A 15,039-nucleotide genomic window follows, 5' to 3' on the forward strand; every position below is an offset into this window, starting at 1 on the left:
CAAGAAAATATTCAACATTTTTGTTTATTCAGAAACAAAAAATAAACAGACAGCTTGTCCGTTTGGATAATGGACCGAATACCTGGCAATCATGCAGAATACCGGAATCTTTCTGCGTTATCCTTTTTTCCTTTGTTCTTTATGTTCCCTTAACGCCAAGCTTATGGCCATCAGCAATAATATTAATTGCGCAGCGAAAAATATCAACAACGAATTCAACGCTAAAGCAATCGCCACAGATGAAGTTGATAAGAAGATTAACCCAACAATCGCTCTCCTTTGCCCCTCGGCCCTAGTTTTGAGGATGAAAATGGCAAGGGAAACAATAGCTATAAAGGCAATTGCAGACAGCGTAAGCTGCATAGGTAGCCCTCCCTTTTTCACGCTAGCTTTTTCACACTTTCCAATTATACCACTTTTTTCCGATAGTGAAATAAAAAAAATGCTAAACCTGGCAGCTTGAATTAATCCGAAAGGAGACCAAAATACAAATTCACGTTTTTAACCTTCATCTAATTTTAAAGTATCTAATGTGTTTGACGATAGAACTCCTGGACACTTTATGGCTAATAATGGCGATGGTGTCCTTTATGACATAGTCTGCTGTACAAAATCTCTTTGGTTTCTTGGCAGCTTATCCTCGTTTACCACTCAAACCTGTCTTAATTCCTCCGGTTTCTTGACAGCTTTTCTCCATTTGCACCCAAACCTGTCACAATTCCTTTGTTTTCTTGACAGCTTTTCTCCATTTGCACCCAAAGCTGTCTTAATTCCTCCGGTTTCTTGACAGCTTTTCTTCGTTTACACCTAAACCTGTCTTAATTCCTTCGTTTTCTTGACAACTTTTCCTCGTTTACACTCAAACATGTCTTAATTCCTCCGGTTTCTTGACAGCTTTTCTTCATTTGCACCTAAACCTGTCACAATTCCTTTGTTTTCTTGACAACTTTTCCTCGTTTACACTCAAACCTATCTTAATTCCTCCGGTTTCTTGACAGCTTTTCTCCATTTGCACCTAAACCTGTCACAATTCCTTTGTTTTCTTGACAACTTTTCCTCGTTTACACTCAAACCTGTCTTAATTCCTCCGGTTTCTTGACAGCTTTTCTCCATTTACACCCTAACCTGTCACAATTCCTTCGGTTTCTTGACAGCTTTTCTCCATTTGCACCCTAACCTGTCTTAACTCCCTCGTTTTCTTGACAGCTTTCCTCCATTTGCACCCAAACCTGTCTTAATTCCCTCGTTTCCTTGACAGCTTTTCCTCGATTGCATCCAAAGCTGTCACAATTCCTCTAGTTTCTTGACAGCTATGCGCATTGTGATCTCCCCATATTGTCCGATGTCGGGGGCTTTTCTGACTGCTTTGCCGTGCAATTAGCAATCCCCCTAAGTTGTCCGAGGTTACGACCGGTTCAAACAAAGTATCGGGAGCTGATGAAGTTTTGCTCACACACGTGCTTATTCTAAATGAATCTCAAATCTACAAAAAAGCTGCCACTTTTGGCAGCTATATCAATTCGATTAAAATTCGTCCTGGTGGGCTTTATAAGCTTCCCTATTTTTAAGTTTTGTTACCCTGTAGTCGTGGGTTTTTGAAGCGGATGATTGGGAGCGATGAATGTTGTGTTTCCTTTCCTTTTTCCAGTCATGATCGTCTTCATCGAATTCATGGAGTAAATGCGCAGACCGCGCTAGTCTTCTGGCAGTGACCACACGTTTTGATGGATGCCTTTTACTTTTACCTGAATGACCCCTTGAATCCATCTCTGCACCCCCTGATTACAACTGTTCCTTCCTTATAATTTTATCATGATTGTAATTGTCCTATTATTGAACATCTGAGAATTTTTTCAAAAGAAGTATAGGGCCTTTCCACGCCAATGAATTATCACCTGACTAAGAAATTTTTATATATTTTTCCTAAAAAACCCTTTTAATTGGTGTAAATTTACACTATATTGTATGTATGGTAAACAAAAGGGGGATGACCAGTGAAAAAGAAGGCTTTAGTGGGAACCATGGCAATTGTTGCTTTGTTGTTTATATCGAGTATCACCTATCTACTTTTGGGTGATCGAGATACTTACAAATATTATACAGGGCTTGGGAGCGGACTGGCTATCTCTGAGGATGATCAGCACATTGCTTTTTCCTATTTCAATAATGGCAGCTCTGCGATTTATACAGCCAGGCAAGATGGATCAGATGTGAAAAGAGTGAGCAATCCTGACCAGGTTTATCACTCTAATCCACAGTTTTCACCTGATGGCAGCAAGATTTTATATTTGTCACGCAATAAAGACCGTATTCAGTCCCTTTACACCGCCAATGTCGATGGAACCAACCCTAAGAAACTTTCAGAAGACTCACAGCATATTTCAAACGCTGTCTTTTCAGATGACAGTGAAACAATTTTCTTTTCGAGCATGCCGGCTGAAGAATCTCTTAAGTCTGAAGGGGAAACTCAGGAAGGTTTTGACCTATTTTCTGTAAAGGTTGATGGCACTGGTATGCAGCAGTTAACTGATCGTGACTTTTATACAATGGAAAGCCTTTTCTTTTCGGCTGATAAAAAGGAAATCATCTTCAAGGATTTTAATGCTACGAATGCCTTTGACCTTGAAGACCAACAGGTGTATACAGCGGATATTAACGTGGGAATGCCCGCAGATATTTTCCACTTAACTATATCTCCTGAGAAAAATGCAGTTGTTTATACGACTGTTGCTGATGAATCGAGGAACACTTCCTTGTTTGAATATGATTTATTTCACAAGGATTTGGAAAATGGGAAGACAAAGAGGCTTACAGACTTGAATTCATCTGTCGTTTCTCCGGTGTTTTTTAACACAAGAAATGAGATTCTCTTTCTTGAGTATTTCAATTGGCCAGCAGAGCCAGAGGAGTACAAATTGAGGACCGTGCACCTCGAAACCAAAAAATTAAAAGAGATTACAATTGAAATGCCGGACCTGCAAACCAGTAACTTTGTCATGAAAGCCATCGATTATTCGGTGAATAGCTGGACGGTGGGCCTGTTGTATACGGTGCTTTTCATGTTGCTCACAGTTTACCTTTTCCCTGGGAAGGTGTTTTTGCCTTCATTCATCAGCCTGTCCATCAGCATGCTCACGATAGCTGCCAGCATTGTTGTTGCTGCCACGATCGATCCGTGGGGAGGAATCGGTGTGGGCATGCTGGCATTTGGAGTGTTGGTCTCCACGGCTTTTGTATTTCTCTTCGCCTTGGCCCTTAAATTTTTCCGAAAAGGAGTAAAGAAATAATGTCCGAATCTGTTGGAACTGTCTTGACCCTTTTGATGAATATTGCCCTTTTTGGCTTGGCGAATTTTTTTGCGGTGAAGCACTCTATCAGGAATATAAAAAAACGAATCATTGCAGGGATCATTTTCCTCCTTTGCACTCCCGTAATCTTTTTCAGTACCCTTTATTTCAGCGTTATATGGAACGACAGCGGCTGGGGTGCCGGAATACTGACTGTCATTTTTACCGGTTTGTATCTACTGAATGGTCTGATTCTGCTGTTGTCCGCCATTCATATTTATTTCAGGAAATGATTCAACTCTGTTCGGTCATAATCTGCCGAACAGTTTTTTTTGGAAAAAATCAAAAAAGCTGCCAATGGCAGCTTTTAATCATCAACTCTTTTTATCTTTTTCGTCTTCTCTCATTTCTTTCTTGATGTCATCAGTGAGTCCACTCGTCGCATTCTTGAACTCTTTCATCGACTTGCCGACCGCTCGGCCGATCTCTGGCAGTTTGTTTGGCCCAAAGATGATCAGGGCGATTACGAGAATCAGGATTAATCCTGGAAATCCTATATTTGAGAACATTGTATCTCTCCTATTGAAAAAGTTACGTCTATTATATCGAATCATTCTCGTAAATTAAACCCATAGCCTATTACGGATCAAATTCCCCGCTATGAAAACAATAAGGTTGATCATATATTATAAGGGGTGTTTAAAAATGAATGCAAAATTAGTTCAAGTAGCAGCCTGCTTGTTTTTATTCATCAGTTTTTCCGGTGCTGTCCATGCTCAAACTGAGGTGCCTGCTGATTTTGGTGCAAAGGGGGCTCTTCAGGATACCTCGGTTACAATGGATGAAGCATTAGTATATGCCATCCAGGATGAATACCTCGCACAGGCCAGATACCATGCCGTGATTGGGAAATATGGCAGCATCAGGCCATTCAGCAATATTAAGGCAGCAGAACAGCAGCATATCAGTGCTCTCGTTACTTTGTTCCAAAAATACAATAAACAAATTCCTGAGGACAATGCAAAACAATATGCTTCAGTACCTGGTACTTTGAAGGAAGCATTTAATGAAGGAGTTCAGGGCGAAATCGACAACATTGCAATGTACGATAAGTTAAAAACCATCCCTTCCCTGCCAGAGGATGTAAAAGCCGTATTCACCCAGCTAGGAAATGCTTCAAAAAACCACCTGAGAGCCTTTCAGAGAGGTGCAGGCAGGAATTAAAAGGTTAATCATAACAAAGAAATCAAAAGTTAGCATTTTAATTTTAAGAAAATGAACTCAAATACTATATAAAAAGACAATAAAAAATGCCGCTCGGATTTGAAAAGATCCAAGCGGCGTTTTAAATATTCATTTGACTATGCTTTAGTTATAATCTTTACCCCATTAGGGTCCTGTATTTGTTTAGCTCGATTATCCTTGATAATAGCTTCTTTAATGGTCACTTTATCACCGACTACTGTTTTAATTGTGTCCACAGTTTTACCGAATAGAATATGTAAGTCATTTTCCAGTCCTTTTATCTTCGTTTCTAACCTTAATTCTTGTATTTTGATGTCTTTGGCATCAGAATCTACTATGTCAATATTTGTTTGAAGTTCGATTCTGAAATTATAAGGTGTTGTAATAAAAGTTCTTCGCTCACCTTTTTCAACTTTCCAATTCAGTTTATTTACATTTTCACATATGTTGTCATGTTCATTGTTTGATACTAAAAAGCCAATATGGTCGAATATCACCTTTTTTCCATATCCGAAAGTAATATTGACGTTTCCTTTCCTTACTTCGATAATACGAAAAAGTACTTTCTTCTCCCGAAAATCATCCCACATTAAGGGTGGATCAAAATTCAAAAAATCTCCCTGGTATTTTCCTATACGCTGGGATACCCGAAAGCCATTACTAACATAAAAACTCTCAGTTTTTTCAACATATGGGGTCCAAAAATGATAATGAAAAAGCATAAAACTCACCTCATTTAAGAAGTATATAAAATATTTAAAAATCCTGCTTGGTTAGCCAAGTTGGCTTTTTATTCAGATGAAGCATTACACTATTTAATGACCGACGCGAATCCATGCTTTATTTTTCCAAAATTGGTTCAATGGTTTCAAGCTTTCCCCTGTCCGTTTGTGAATTCCAGACATATGACCCAAAATATTCTCTGTTCACTTCGACTAAATGAAACTCATTCCTTGATACTCTGATTTTTTTACCATTCAGTACAAAAAAATATTTGTTTTCTTCTTGTATTTTCTGTTCAATGATAAGGATCCCACCTGTAGAAATTTCGTTAGATTGAGATGTTATGATTGAAAATATTGTTATAAGGGAGACTATAACGAAAACTGCTTTAACACTAGTCATTATATTCGGCTTTTGTACTCCCCATTTCCGCAAGTATTTTATAACGAAATATATATAAAATAAAAGCGCTATAGGAACAAGGAAAAAAGATAAAGTTGCGGGTATATATAACATCTCATGCAATGAATAATTGAAATCACTAATAGCCTGTACCCTGCCAAGCTGCATACTTAAAAAAGTAATATAAATAATTCCTAGCAGCCAATATAGTGAGGTTCTTTGATCCTTCCATACCTTTCGTTTTTCTTGCTCCTCATCATTATTAAATTTCATCTCCATTTTCATTCTGTGATCCCCCTGAAGTCACTTTACTTATTTATTAAAATGCACAGCATATCCTCTATTTAAATTTCAACATAGATAACAAGAATCCTCCAGAAAAATCATTAATACGTTGACAACAACAAGATGAAGTAGTTCCTCCTAGGAGTTCTGACATAAAATCAGCATGTTCATTGATTATTATAGGCTGTTTTCCTTTTGCATTTCGTACTTGATCCTGCACATGCATTTTGAAAGGCATCGGGGCTCTTTGAGAGGAGTGTTCAGAACTTTAAATGCTAAGTAGAGTTGTAAAAACCAAGATGCCGATTTTCACTTTGGCTGTGAAAGCAATGAAGTTTACGAAAAAATTCTTGTTTAAAAAATCAAAAATAGACCAAATCATGTGGGATTTGGCCTGCAAAACTAATATCTCTTTTCCAAATATCTTATATTTTGTTCGGTGGCATTTTACCTGGTGGAGGTGTCCCGTGCATATGAGTTGGTGCCGGAGCCAATTCCGGGATTTGTCCCATCGGTTCAGGATTTTCAATATATTCGAATTGCGCTTTTCCATCTGGGGTGGCGCCAGAAGCCCATTTTCCTTCAGCACTTTCCGTTCCTTTTGAGCAGTTCATGAAGGAGTAGCTCACTTCCTGCTTTTCATACTGCTGGTTAAAGGTGCTTGGAACGACAAGCCCTTCTTTTTCCTCAAGCTCTGAAATCGCGGCGATCCATTGGAGCTGATGCATGTGGTCTCTCGCAATTAGGAATGATAGCATGTCCCTGACACCAGGATCATCTGTCATTTCATACAATCTTACCGCTTGAAGTCTGCCCTGTGACTCTGCATTCAAATTGGCACGAAAATCGGCCAGCAAATTGCCGCTTGCGATTGTATATCTTGCATTCCATGGATATCCCTGACTGTCATCCGGCTTCGCGCCAAGCCCTCCGACTATCGCATGCTGCGGATTCATTCCACCCATTGCTGCGAGAATAATTGGATCCTTTGCAGCTGCTTCCTGTTCCTCCACTGGTGCACCATCGAGGAGCTGGGCAATCATCGCCGCTAGCATCTCAACATGAGCAATTTCCTCCGTACCGATATCCAGCAGCATATCCCGATATTTCTTTTCGCCGCGGCAATTCCACCCCTGAAAAAGGTATTGAATCATGACGCTCATTTCTCCATATTGTCCGCCGAGGATTTCCTGAAGCTTCTTAGCATATACAGGATCCGGCCTGTCCGGCTTGGCATTATACTGCAATTCTTTAACATGATAGAACATCTGCTAACCTCCAAACTTTTTAACATACATGGTTAACATTTGTTATCAAGAACAAAAATATGCAAGCATAAAAAAGGACAGTACCCTCTAGGCACTGCCCTTGAAACTATGAAGCTTTCCTCTCGGATTCTGTTTCATAACTTTCTTTTTTGACAAATTCCAATTTAAAACCGAATAGTGCAAAGATAATCGATAAAATCGGAACTGTGAAATTCAGTACAGCATACGGCGCGTATTCAAATGGATGGACAGACAGTGCTGAAATAATGAACACGGCGCAAGTATTCCATGGAACAAGCGGTGATGTCACCGTGCCTCCATCCTCAACGGCACGCGATAGGTTTTTCGAATGAAGCCCCTTGTCATCGTATGCTTTTTTATACATTCGTCCTGGTAAAAGGATCGACAGGTACTGTTCCCCTGCTGCAACATTTGTTAAAAATGAGGTTGCAACCGTCGACACAACTAAACTTCGTGCAGTTCGTGCCAGCTTCAGTATTTTCTCTACGATTGATTGCAGCATACCGGTCTGCTCCATCACACCTGCAAATGCCATCGCTATAAGAGCGAGAGAGACGGTATACATCATATCCTGTATTCCTCCTCGACTGAATAGCTCGTCGACAGAAGCGTTCCCCGTTTCAATCGCAAAACCGTTTTGAAGTGTATTAACCGCATCAGCTATCGCTCCACCTTGTACGGTAAACTGCGTAATCCATCCTAAAAACACGCCAACGATTAGGGCTGGAAGTGCTGGCACCTTAAAGGCTACCAGTAAAATAACCGCCGCGGGAACTAAAAGCAGCCAGGGTGATACCACGAAATTTTTTTGAATCACATTCATGATTTCAAGAATCTGCTGATTATCGACTCCTGCATTGCTAAAGTCTCTCCCAAGATACCAGTAGACACCCAGGGCAATCAAAAATGCAGGAACTGTCGTATAAATCATATGGCGAATATGCGCGAACAGATCTGTTCCCGTAATCCCTGCCGCCAGATTTGTCGTATCAGATAATGGTGACATTTTATCTCCAAAATAAGAGCCTGATATAATCGCCCCTGCTACCATTGGTGCAGGAATTCCCATGCTCATGCCGATTCCCATGCCAGCAACACCAATCGTACCCATTGTCGACCATGAACTCCCTATAGCCAGGGTGATCAATGCCGTAATGATACTGATGGATACAAGAAACATGGACGGACTCATGATTTTAAGGCCATAATATACCATCGTTGCGACAATTCCGCCGCCAATCCATGAACCGATGATCATTCCAACTGTGATAATAATAAGAATTGCCGGCAAAGCCATTTTAATGCCTTTATATATACCTTCTTCGATAAAATTCCATTTAAAGCCTGCAAACCAGGCAACAAGACCTGCCACAACCGTTCCAATAATCAACGGAATATGCGGGTCTCCTTCAAATTTTACAATCGTTACTGCCATTGATACTACCATAACCAACAATGGGATAACGGCAAGTCCAAATGGCACTTTCCTTTCAATACTTTTCCCCATTTGTTTTCCTCCTTGGTGTCTCGTTAGCTATCTTTACCCATAAATCAGGACAGTTAGACAAGCAAGAATTTGGAAAATCAGAATGTAAGAAGGAATTTTTATAAACTTTATCTAATTACACTTAAAAAAGGAGGTCGTAACTTTGAATCCATTTGTTTATGCTTGTATTGCTCCCCACGGCGGTGAGATTATCACTGAACTGCAAGGGTCCAACCCCGAGCGGATGGCTGTCACCAGAAAAAGCATGGAGAAGCTTGGACAGCAAATGGCAGCTGCCAAACCTGATTGTATCGTTGTTCTTAGTCCACACGGAACAAGGATCAATGGCCGGTTTTCCATAACCGATTCAGAACGTCTTGAAGGAAGCTGGACTGAGAACGAGGCAGCTTTTACGATGAAAAAAAGAGTAGAACGGCACTTAGCGCGAAAAATTTACGAGGAAGCTATAAGAAACGGACTCCCTGCTTCTACCATAAATTTTGGGACTTCAGCAGGCCCAATATCATGCCTGCCTCTGGATGGGGTGCAATTGTCCCTCTCCGTTTCATGCCAGATGTTCCAGTCATTGTGATTACACCATCAAGAGATCTTTCGTTCCAACAACATATCGAATTCGGTGAATCTCTTCGTTCAGCAGTCGCTCAATACAATAGAAGAGTTGGTTTGATTGCCAGCTGCGATTGGGCTCATGTTCATGATGAACAAGGACCATATGGGTTTGATCCGGCAGCACAAGAGTTCGATAAGCAAACTGTTGAGCTGATCAAGACCAATCAACTTGAAAAAATGGCAGACTTCAATGCAGTTTTCATAGAAGCCGCCAAACCTGATGGAATATGGCAAACCCTTATCCTTGCTGGTGCAATACCTCTCGAGGAAAGGCATATAGAATTCCTATCTTATGAAGCACCAACATACTTCGGTTTGATCTGTGCAGGGATTTTGCAAAAAGAAAAACCTAGTATTGTTAACTAGATTTTCCTACTTATATCTTCTTTAATTAACTCGATTAGGTCTTCGGAAAGGTTTGCAGGAAGGGATGTACCATTTTCGAGAACCCATGCATTCATTAATTCAAGATCCGATTTCTGAAAGGTTAACATATAGTCTTTTTCCTCAAAGGTGATTTCAGTGGTTACATGCTCTTCACCATATGATTCCTGATCACTGTACATTTCTTTGATTGAATAGGGCTTCATAGGAAAACTCCTTTGCAAGATGTTTTGTTACTAAAAAAATACCCCAAATCCAGGAGGTTTAACATGGTAACTGAGAATCTATTTTCCTTTCTGCCGATCGTAACACTGTTCTTTTCTCTGGCTCCAGTTGTATTTTTAGTTTGGTTCCTGCTCAAATTCCTCAAAATTCAAAAGGAGAGAAACGAATTCTAAAAACTTTTTCGTATAAGCTGGACGATTTGAAATAATAGAGAAACTTTTACCCTCTCTTGTATTTTCCTCAACTCGAATTAAATTATTTATAAGAAATCTATGTTGTTCGGAAAATGATATAAAAAAAGCTGAAGCAGTTACTCTTCAGCTTTCTTCATTATTGTAATGCATTAAAAACGTTCACCAATCCATGGCCAAAATACTCGTCATGACCCGGCTCCCCTAAATCTTCAGCAGTTCTTTGCAGGTGAGTTGAAATCTGCTGAGCTGACAAATGAGGAAACTGTGATTTAACAAGAGCAGCAGCAGCAGCTACTTTAGGGGCAGCCATACTAGTTCCGATTTTCCAACCGTACGAACCCTGGGAAACCGGTATGGTTGATAAAGTCCGCGCCTCTAAATCCCTCTGGGTTGTATCTCCGGCTTCATTCGGCCAGTTAGGTCCATAATCTCCCCCTGGTGAGGCAAGGTTCACGTTTGATGATCCATAATTCGAATAATAAGCTAAAGTGTCACGGTTTGTTGATGAAGATACACCAATCACACCTGGGATACTGGTAAAAGTATCAAACAATGGACCGTCATATACTTTGCCAGTCTTTTTATCCGTTTCCATTCTTTTCCCTAAATCCATTCCATTGTTGCCATTCGCCCCAATAATCAGCATACCCTTTTTCAGAGCATACTGCACAGCCCGTTGAGAGGACAGGTGAAGCGCGCGGTCCTGCTTATCATTCATAAGGCTGTAAGTTCCGAGGCTTAAATTCGCTGAAACGGCACCATCATCAGCAGCAGTCGTGATCGCCGTTAAGATTCCCGTCCAGTTCATTCGACCCTGATTATTAGATACACGATAGGAAGCAATCGCAAGCTCGGGTCCGACCCCCATCACTCTTCCGTTAGCCGCAATTGTTCCAGCTACGTGCGTGCCGTGAGATCCTGCATCTTTAAATGCATCTTCAGGCTGTGCTCCAGGGAAGAAAGCCTTGCCGAATACAAGGTTCTCTTTCAAATCAGGATGGCTAAAATCCACACCCGTATCGATAACCGCAACTAGTGTTTCCTTGTTCCCAGCGTTGATCGACCAAGACTTTCCATTTTCAGTCACTCGTTTAACATCCCATTGATATTGTTCATACAGATCAGCTCTTTCATGGGATTCCGTTCCACTCTCATGAAGGCTTAAAACTGACCCTTCTTCTTCGTTAACACGGATATCTAAATCTTCGGAAACAGCGAGGATATGTGAGTTTCCTTCCAGCTTTTCAAGAAACCCCGGATCATAGGACCTTACGTTAACAACGCCAATTTGCGAAGCGTCCATAAGAATTTCAGCACCAGAATCCTTTAGTAATTGCAGAGAGGCATTGTCAGTTTGACCCGATTTTAATACTACAATGTAATCCTTCCCGGCCGATTCCTGTGCGGTCGCAGGAAACTGGCCTGTCCCCAAAGCTAGCAGGAAAACAGTTAAAAGCAATAGAACCTTTTTCATAACATCCTCCTTCGAATCTCGAAATATGTACAGTTTAATTATAAAAACTGTTGCATGATTATGTAATTGGGCGAAAGAAGTGTTTTCGATAATAAAAAGGAAGAAAAAGATTACATTGGTACTGGGGTGGAAGACCCAGTGTGGGCATCAAGTTATTGAGTTAAATACTCTTTATAAATTTATATAGCAAATGAAGACTTTTTAGTTGTTTACATAATAATTTTATATTTAACTTTATCATTTTAATAAAACATAGTCGTAATGAATCATCAGTTAGCTCATATACTAGATTAATAGTCTTTCCTAAGGAGGAAACTGATGAAAAATTGGAAAAAACCTTTGATCGTTATCCTGCTTTCAACTGCAGGTCTGCTGGTGCTGCTGGTTGCTGGAGCGGTACTGTATGCTAACTTTTATGTGAATGATGAGAATATCCGGGTTTCGGAGGAGCTTTTGCCTGGTGGAGCGCCTCAAAGAATCATGGCCATCTTTGCTCATCCAGATGATGAAATCATGATAGCCGGAACGTTCCATAAGTTGAATAAAGATAAAGATGTTACCTCTGTCCTCGCTACTTTTACCAGAGGGGAGGCCGGCGGAACTGGTGGACTTGTGCCTAAAGAGAAGCTGGGGGAAACACGGACAAAGGAATTGGAGAAATCAGCGGAAATCCTCAATATTGACCATCTTGAAGTCTATGATTACCCTGACAGCGGCCTGGCTGATGCGAATCATGAGGACATCAAGGAAACAATTACTGAATTAATTGATCAATATAAGCCTACAACTGTCATTACCTACGATGATGTAGTCGGTTTGTACGGACATCCTGATCATGTAGTAATGAGCAAATTGACAAAAGAAGTCGTTACAGCGGAAATGAAAAAAGAGGATTCTCCTGTGAAGCGGCTTTATTTCGCCACCCTTCCCAAACCAATGATTAATCTTGCTCTCAAGCTTTCTCCTACTTTTAAAGAGAGATACCCACGGGATAAGGGTTTGCCAGAGCCAACCATCGCCTTCCCAATGGCATCCGAGGCATCATCACGCAAACAAGAACTGCTTGCACATGAAACACAATGGAAAACCGTAGCAAGTGTGCAGCCATATCATGACAAAGTTCCATCTTGGATTTATTATCGAATCTTCGACCGTGAGTATTATCATTTAGTGAAAACTAAATAAACAGTCGTCTATATTTCTACTGTACGTTTTTATCCAGAGTATTCCTAAGAGACGAAAAAGAGTGCTGGCTGTCATTTTACAGAAGCATTTTAAAATTTATGTTAAAACACACAACAAGTGTAAAATTATGGTAGTATAAAAACATTATATATAAAGGAGAATTTGAGTGGATGCTTTCATAACTATATTAGGACTGATTCTTCTAACTCTATTTTTCATCTACCTCAACCAAAATAGAGACGTGGATGAACAGGGTTTACCTTTGAAACTGATAGGATACTATACCCTTGGAATTTTCAATCTCAAAGTCAATGGACTTCTGATACCTCTGGGCTTTATTATTTCACTTTTTATCAAGCCCGCAGCAAACAAAAAAATAAAAAGAGTCTCCAGTGTAGCCGGTCTTCTCGTTATGCTTCTATTCCACTTTTTTCAATAGACTAATCCGATTAATCTGCTCAATCCTTGGGCAGTTTTTTTCTTAATCAATTTCGCTTACACAAATCCAACTCTTCTCTAAAAAACGTAATTACTCACAATAAAAGCGTTAATCCCAGATGATGGATCAACGCTCGTTTATATTAAATATCTATTTGATAGGGAACATTTAAATTCGTCAAATAGTTAATTCTGCATTATTTGAATAAGGTTGCCGCATGTATCATCGAAAACCGCAATTGTAAGTTCGCCCATTTTTGTCGGCTCCATCGTAAACCTCACACCGTTTTTCACTAATCGCTGGTACTCTTTATGTATATCCGCAACGCCGAACATTGTTACTGGAATACCTTCAGCAAATAACTTCTCTTGATACTCTTTAGCAGCTGGGTGGTTGTTCGGTTCGAGCAAAAGCTCAGTACCATCTTGCTCCTCGGGCGAAACAAGCGTAATCCATCTAAATTCTCCTGCGGGAACATCATGTTTTTTTACAAATCCCAGTGTTTCCGAATAAAATTTCAATGCTTTCTCTTGGTCTTGAACAAATATACTCGTAACAATGATTTTCATACAGTTTTCGCCTCCTTCGATTTTCACTTTCCCCTTACAATTTATCCCTCTGCTTTTTCCCATCCGCTGTACATTTGCAAAACCTTGCATTTCACTTTTCCAGAAGGAACTGATAACACCGTTTCGTCACCAATCTTTAAGCCTATCAGCTTCTTCGCAACTGGTGTATCATAGAATATCTTGTTCTCGTCTATATCCGACTCGCCGTAACCGACAATTTCATATACTTCTTCTTCCGTAAAATCTGTGTATTCAAATGAGCACTTCACGATTGAGCCAATCTCTACTGTTTCAGTATTACGCTCATCAACCGTAATCAATTCAGCTGTCTTATATACATGTTGGATCTCTTGAATGCGTTCAACCAATACACGTTCATCCTGCTCTAATTTATGAAAATTAGGATTAGCAATCTTATCGTCCCCGCAAGCATTAAAGGCAATATTTTTATCCAATCGCACTTGCTTCAGCTCTTGTTCCAAATTTGCTATTTGTTGAAGAACCAGCTGCTCTCCCTTAGGTGTGATTTTAACAGACATTATAATCTCCTCTAAATTTAGTATTAACTTAACCAGTAATAAGAAATCTCTCAACCAATCGCTCTAAAATTAAAAAGCCATCGACCATTCTAATATACCCCGAAACTCGGTTTAAATATAATCTTACGCTTGTCAAAGATACGGGTTTCGTACTTAAGGTATGAAGTATAAATTATTTATCTACATTATTGAATTACAGACTTAGCAAATCTGGTTTGTTAAAAATATAGAAAGAATTTTGCACTATACAAATTCCATAGTGAATGGGAAATAAACGATGGAATCAAAGATTTAGTTTTATAAGCTGTCAAGGATAAAAGCACGCCTGAAGCTAGGGTAACAATCCAATACATAGGATGAAATAATGCAAAAACAACTCCAGATAATGAAATTGCCAAGACTGGTTTGGTGAACTTTAGTAAAGTGAATAGCAAAACACCTCTGAAGAACATCTCTTCCCATATCGGAGTAAGTAAAACTGCATTTAATAGACCAATGGAAGTCTTTCCTTCTAAAAGTCCGTTTTTATAGTAAAAGATTAGCCGCTTGTCCAATAATACTTCATATTGAAAACTCAACATAAGAATCATATAAGGTAAAATTAACGTAACCAGGATATAAAAATATGTTGATAGGTTTTTCATGACACTGAGGTTTATTAATGAAACAATGATTTGTCTTGT

General features: G+C 39.7%; 18 protein-coding genes. 6 read left to right on the plus strand and 12 right to left on the minus strand.

Annotated features, from left to right (window positions below; all coding sequences use genetic code 11):
* Positions 1 to 117: 117 nt before the first annotated feature.
* Entirely contained in the window at positions 118 to 363 is a 246-nt protein-coding gene (locus J7E37_RS02625) for a hypothetical protein (RefSeq protein ID WP_215022290.1), read from the minus strand.
* A 1,161-nt stretch (positions 364 to 1,524) separates the two neighbouring features.
* Positions 1,525 to 1,767 (minus strand): hypothetical protein, encoded by a 243-nt coding sequence (locus J7E37_RS02630; RefSeq protein WP_215022292.1) that lies wholly within the window; start codon positions 1,765 to 1,767, stop codon positions 1,525 to 1,527.
* A 227-nt stretch (positions 1,768 to 1,994) separates the two neighbouring features.
* Here J7E37_RS02630 and J7E37_RS02635 point away from each other — a divergent pair, with 227 nt between their 5' ends.
* Together J7E37_RS02635 and J7E37_RS02640 are read left to right on the plus strand one after the other, a co-directional pair.
* The gene (locus tag J7E37_RS02635; protein ID WP_215022293.1) at positions 1,995 to 3,287 is read left to right on the plus strand and encodes a TolB family protein; all 1,293 of its coding nucleotides are present in this window, start codon (positions 1,995 to 1,997) and stop codon (positions 3,285 to 3,287) included.
* Positions 3,287 to 3,580 (plus strand): hypothetical protein, encoded by a 294-nt coding sequence (locus tag J7E37_RS02640; protein WP_214782650.1) that lies wholly within the window; start codon positions 3,287 to 3,289, stop codon positions 3,578 to 3,580. The genes J7E37_RS02635 and J7E37_RS02640 overlap by 1 nt, the downstream gene beginning before the upstream one ends.
* Before the next feature lie 81 nt (positions 3,581 to 3,661).
* Here the strand turns inward: J7E37_RS02640 and tatA are convergent, their stop codons facing one another.
* Positions 3,662 to 3,856, minus strand: coding sequence for a twin-arginine translocase TatA/TatE family subunit (gene tatA, locus J7E37_RS02645; protein ID WP_214782647.1), 195 nt, complete (start codon positions 3,854 to 3,856; stop codon positions 3,662 to 3,664).
* A 136-nt stretch (positions 3,857 to 3,992) separates the two neighbouring features.
* Between tatA and J7E37_RS02650 the strand changes: the two genes are divergently transcribed.
* Complete coding sequence (locus J7E37_RS02650) at positions 3,993 to 4,511, plus strand: ferritin-like domain-containing protein (RefSeq protein ID WP_215022295.1); 519 nt, start codon at positions 3,993 to 3,995, stop codon at positions 4,509 to 4,511.
* A 137-nt stretch (positions 4,512 to 4,648) separates the two neighbouring features.
* Here J7E37_RS02650 and J7E37_RS02655 read toward each other — a convergent pair whose 3' ends face one another.
* The 4 genes from J7E37_RS02655 to nhaC all read right to left on the minus strand — a co-directional run bounded on the left by J7E37_RS02655 (position 4,649) and on the right by nhaC (position 8,726).
* Positions 4,649 to 5,254 (minus strand): hypothetical protein, encoded by a 606-nt coding sequence (locus J7E37_RS02655; RefSeq protein ID WP_215022296.1) that lies wholly within the window; start codon positions 5,252 to 5,254, stop codon positions 4,649 to 4,651.
* 118 nt (positions 5,255 to 5,372) lie between these two features.
* On the minus strand, positions 5,373 to 5,942 hold the full coding sequence (locus J7E37_RS02660; RefSeq protein WP_215022298.1) for a hypothetical protein: 570 nt from the start codon (positions 5,940 to 5,942) through the stop codon (positions 5,373 to 5,375).
* A gap of 425 nt (positions 5,943 to 6,367) precedes the next feature.
* The gene (locus tag J7E37_RS02665; protein ID WP_215022300.1) at positions 6,368 to 7,210 is read right to left on the minus strand and encodes a manganese catalase; all 843 of its coding nucleotides are present in this window, start codon (positions 7,208 to 7,210) and stop codon (positions 6,368 to 6,370) included.
* Between the two features lie 106 nt (positions 7,211 to 7,316).
* Entirely contained in the window at positions 7,317 to 8,726 is a 1,410-nt protein-coding gene (gene nhaC, locus J7E37_RS02670; RefSeq protein WP_215022896.1) for a Na+/H+ antiporter NhaC, read from the minus strand.
* A 154-nt stretch (positions 8,727 to 8,880) separates the two neighbouring features.
* On the opposite strand from nhaC, the gene J7E37_RS02675 reads away from it, so the two are divergent.
* Entirely contained in the window at positions 8,881 to 9,309 is a 429-nt protein-coding gene (locus J7E37_RS02675) for a DODA-type extradiol aromatic ring-opening family dioxygenase (RefSeq protein ID WP_215022302.1), read from the plus strand.
* The gene (locus J7E37_RS02680) at positions 9,243 to 9,713 is read left to right on the plus strand and encodes a DODA-type extradiol aromatic ring-opening family dioxygenase (protein ID WP_215022304.1); all 471 of its coding nucleotides are present in this window, start codon (positions 9,243 to 9,245) and stop codon (positions 9,711 to 9,713) included. Before J7E37_RS02675 ends, J7E37_RS02680 begins: the two co-directional genes overlap by 67 nt.
* Here the strand turns inward: J7E37_RS02680 and J7E37_RS02685 are convergent.
* Both J7E37_RS02685 and J7E37_RS02690 read right to left on the minus strand, forming a co-directional pair.
* On the minus strand, positions 9,710 to 9,937 hold the full coding sequence (locus tag J7E37_RS02685; protein ID WP_214782629.1) for a hypothetical protein: 228 nt from the start codon (positions 9,935 to 9,937) through the stop codon (positions 9,710 to 9,712). The two genes, J7E37_RS02680 and J7E37_RS02685, sit on opposite strands and share 4 nt — an antisense overlap.
* 349 nt (positions 9,938 to 10,286) lie before the next feature.
* On the minus strand, positions 10,287 to 11,624 hold the full coding sequence (locus tag J7E37_RS02690; RefSeq protein WP_215022306.1) for a S8 family serine peptidase: 1,338 nt from the start codon (positions 11,622 to 11,624) through the stop codon (positions 10,287 to 10,289).
* Between the two features lie 318 nt (positions 11,625 to 11,942).
* Here J7E37_RS02690 and J7E37_RS02695 point away from each other — a divergent pair, with 318 nt between their 5' ends.
* Positions 11,943 to 12,809: a PIG-L deacetylase family protein gene (locus J7E37_RS02695; RefSeq protein WP_215022308.1), complete on the plus strand. Its 867-nt coding sequence runs from the start codon at positions 11,943 to 11,945 to the stop codon at positions 12,807 to 12,809.
* Positions 12,810 to 13,433: 624 nt separating this feature from the next.
* Here the strand turns inward: J7E37_RS02695 and J7E37_RS02700 are convergent.
* The 3 genes from J7E37_RS02700 to J7E37_RS22420 all read right to left on the minus strand — a co-directional run bounded on the left by J7E37_RS02700 (position 13,434) and on the right by J7E37_RS22420 (position 15,000).
* On the minus strand, positions 13,434 to 13,817 hold the full coding sequence (locus J7E37_RS02700; protein ID WP_214782622.1) for a VOC family protein: 384 nt from the start codon (positions 13,815 to 13,817) through the stop codon (positions 13,434 to 13,436).
* 41 nt (positions 13,818 to 13,858) lie between these two features.
* Positions 13,859 to 14,356 (minus strand): GreA/GreB family elongation factor, encoded by a 498-nt coding sequence (locus J7E37_RS02705; RefSeq protein ID WP_214782619.1) that lies wholly within the window; start codon positions 14,354 to 14,356, stop codon positions 13,859 to 13,861.
* Between the two features lie 218 nt (positions 14,357 to 14,574).
* Positions 14,575 to 15,000, minus strand: a complete 426-nt coding sequence (locus J7E37_RS22420) for a CPBP family intramembrane glutamic endopeptidase (protein WP_353049978.1) — start codon at positions 14,998 to 15,000, stop codon at positions 14,575 to 14,577.
* Positions 15,001 to 15,039 lie beyond the last annotated feature (39 nt).

It is taken from the genome of Bacillus sp. ISL-39, from assembly GCF_018613295.1.
GTDB lineage: Bacteria > Bacillota > Bacilli > Bacillales > Cytobacillaceae > Mesobacillus.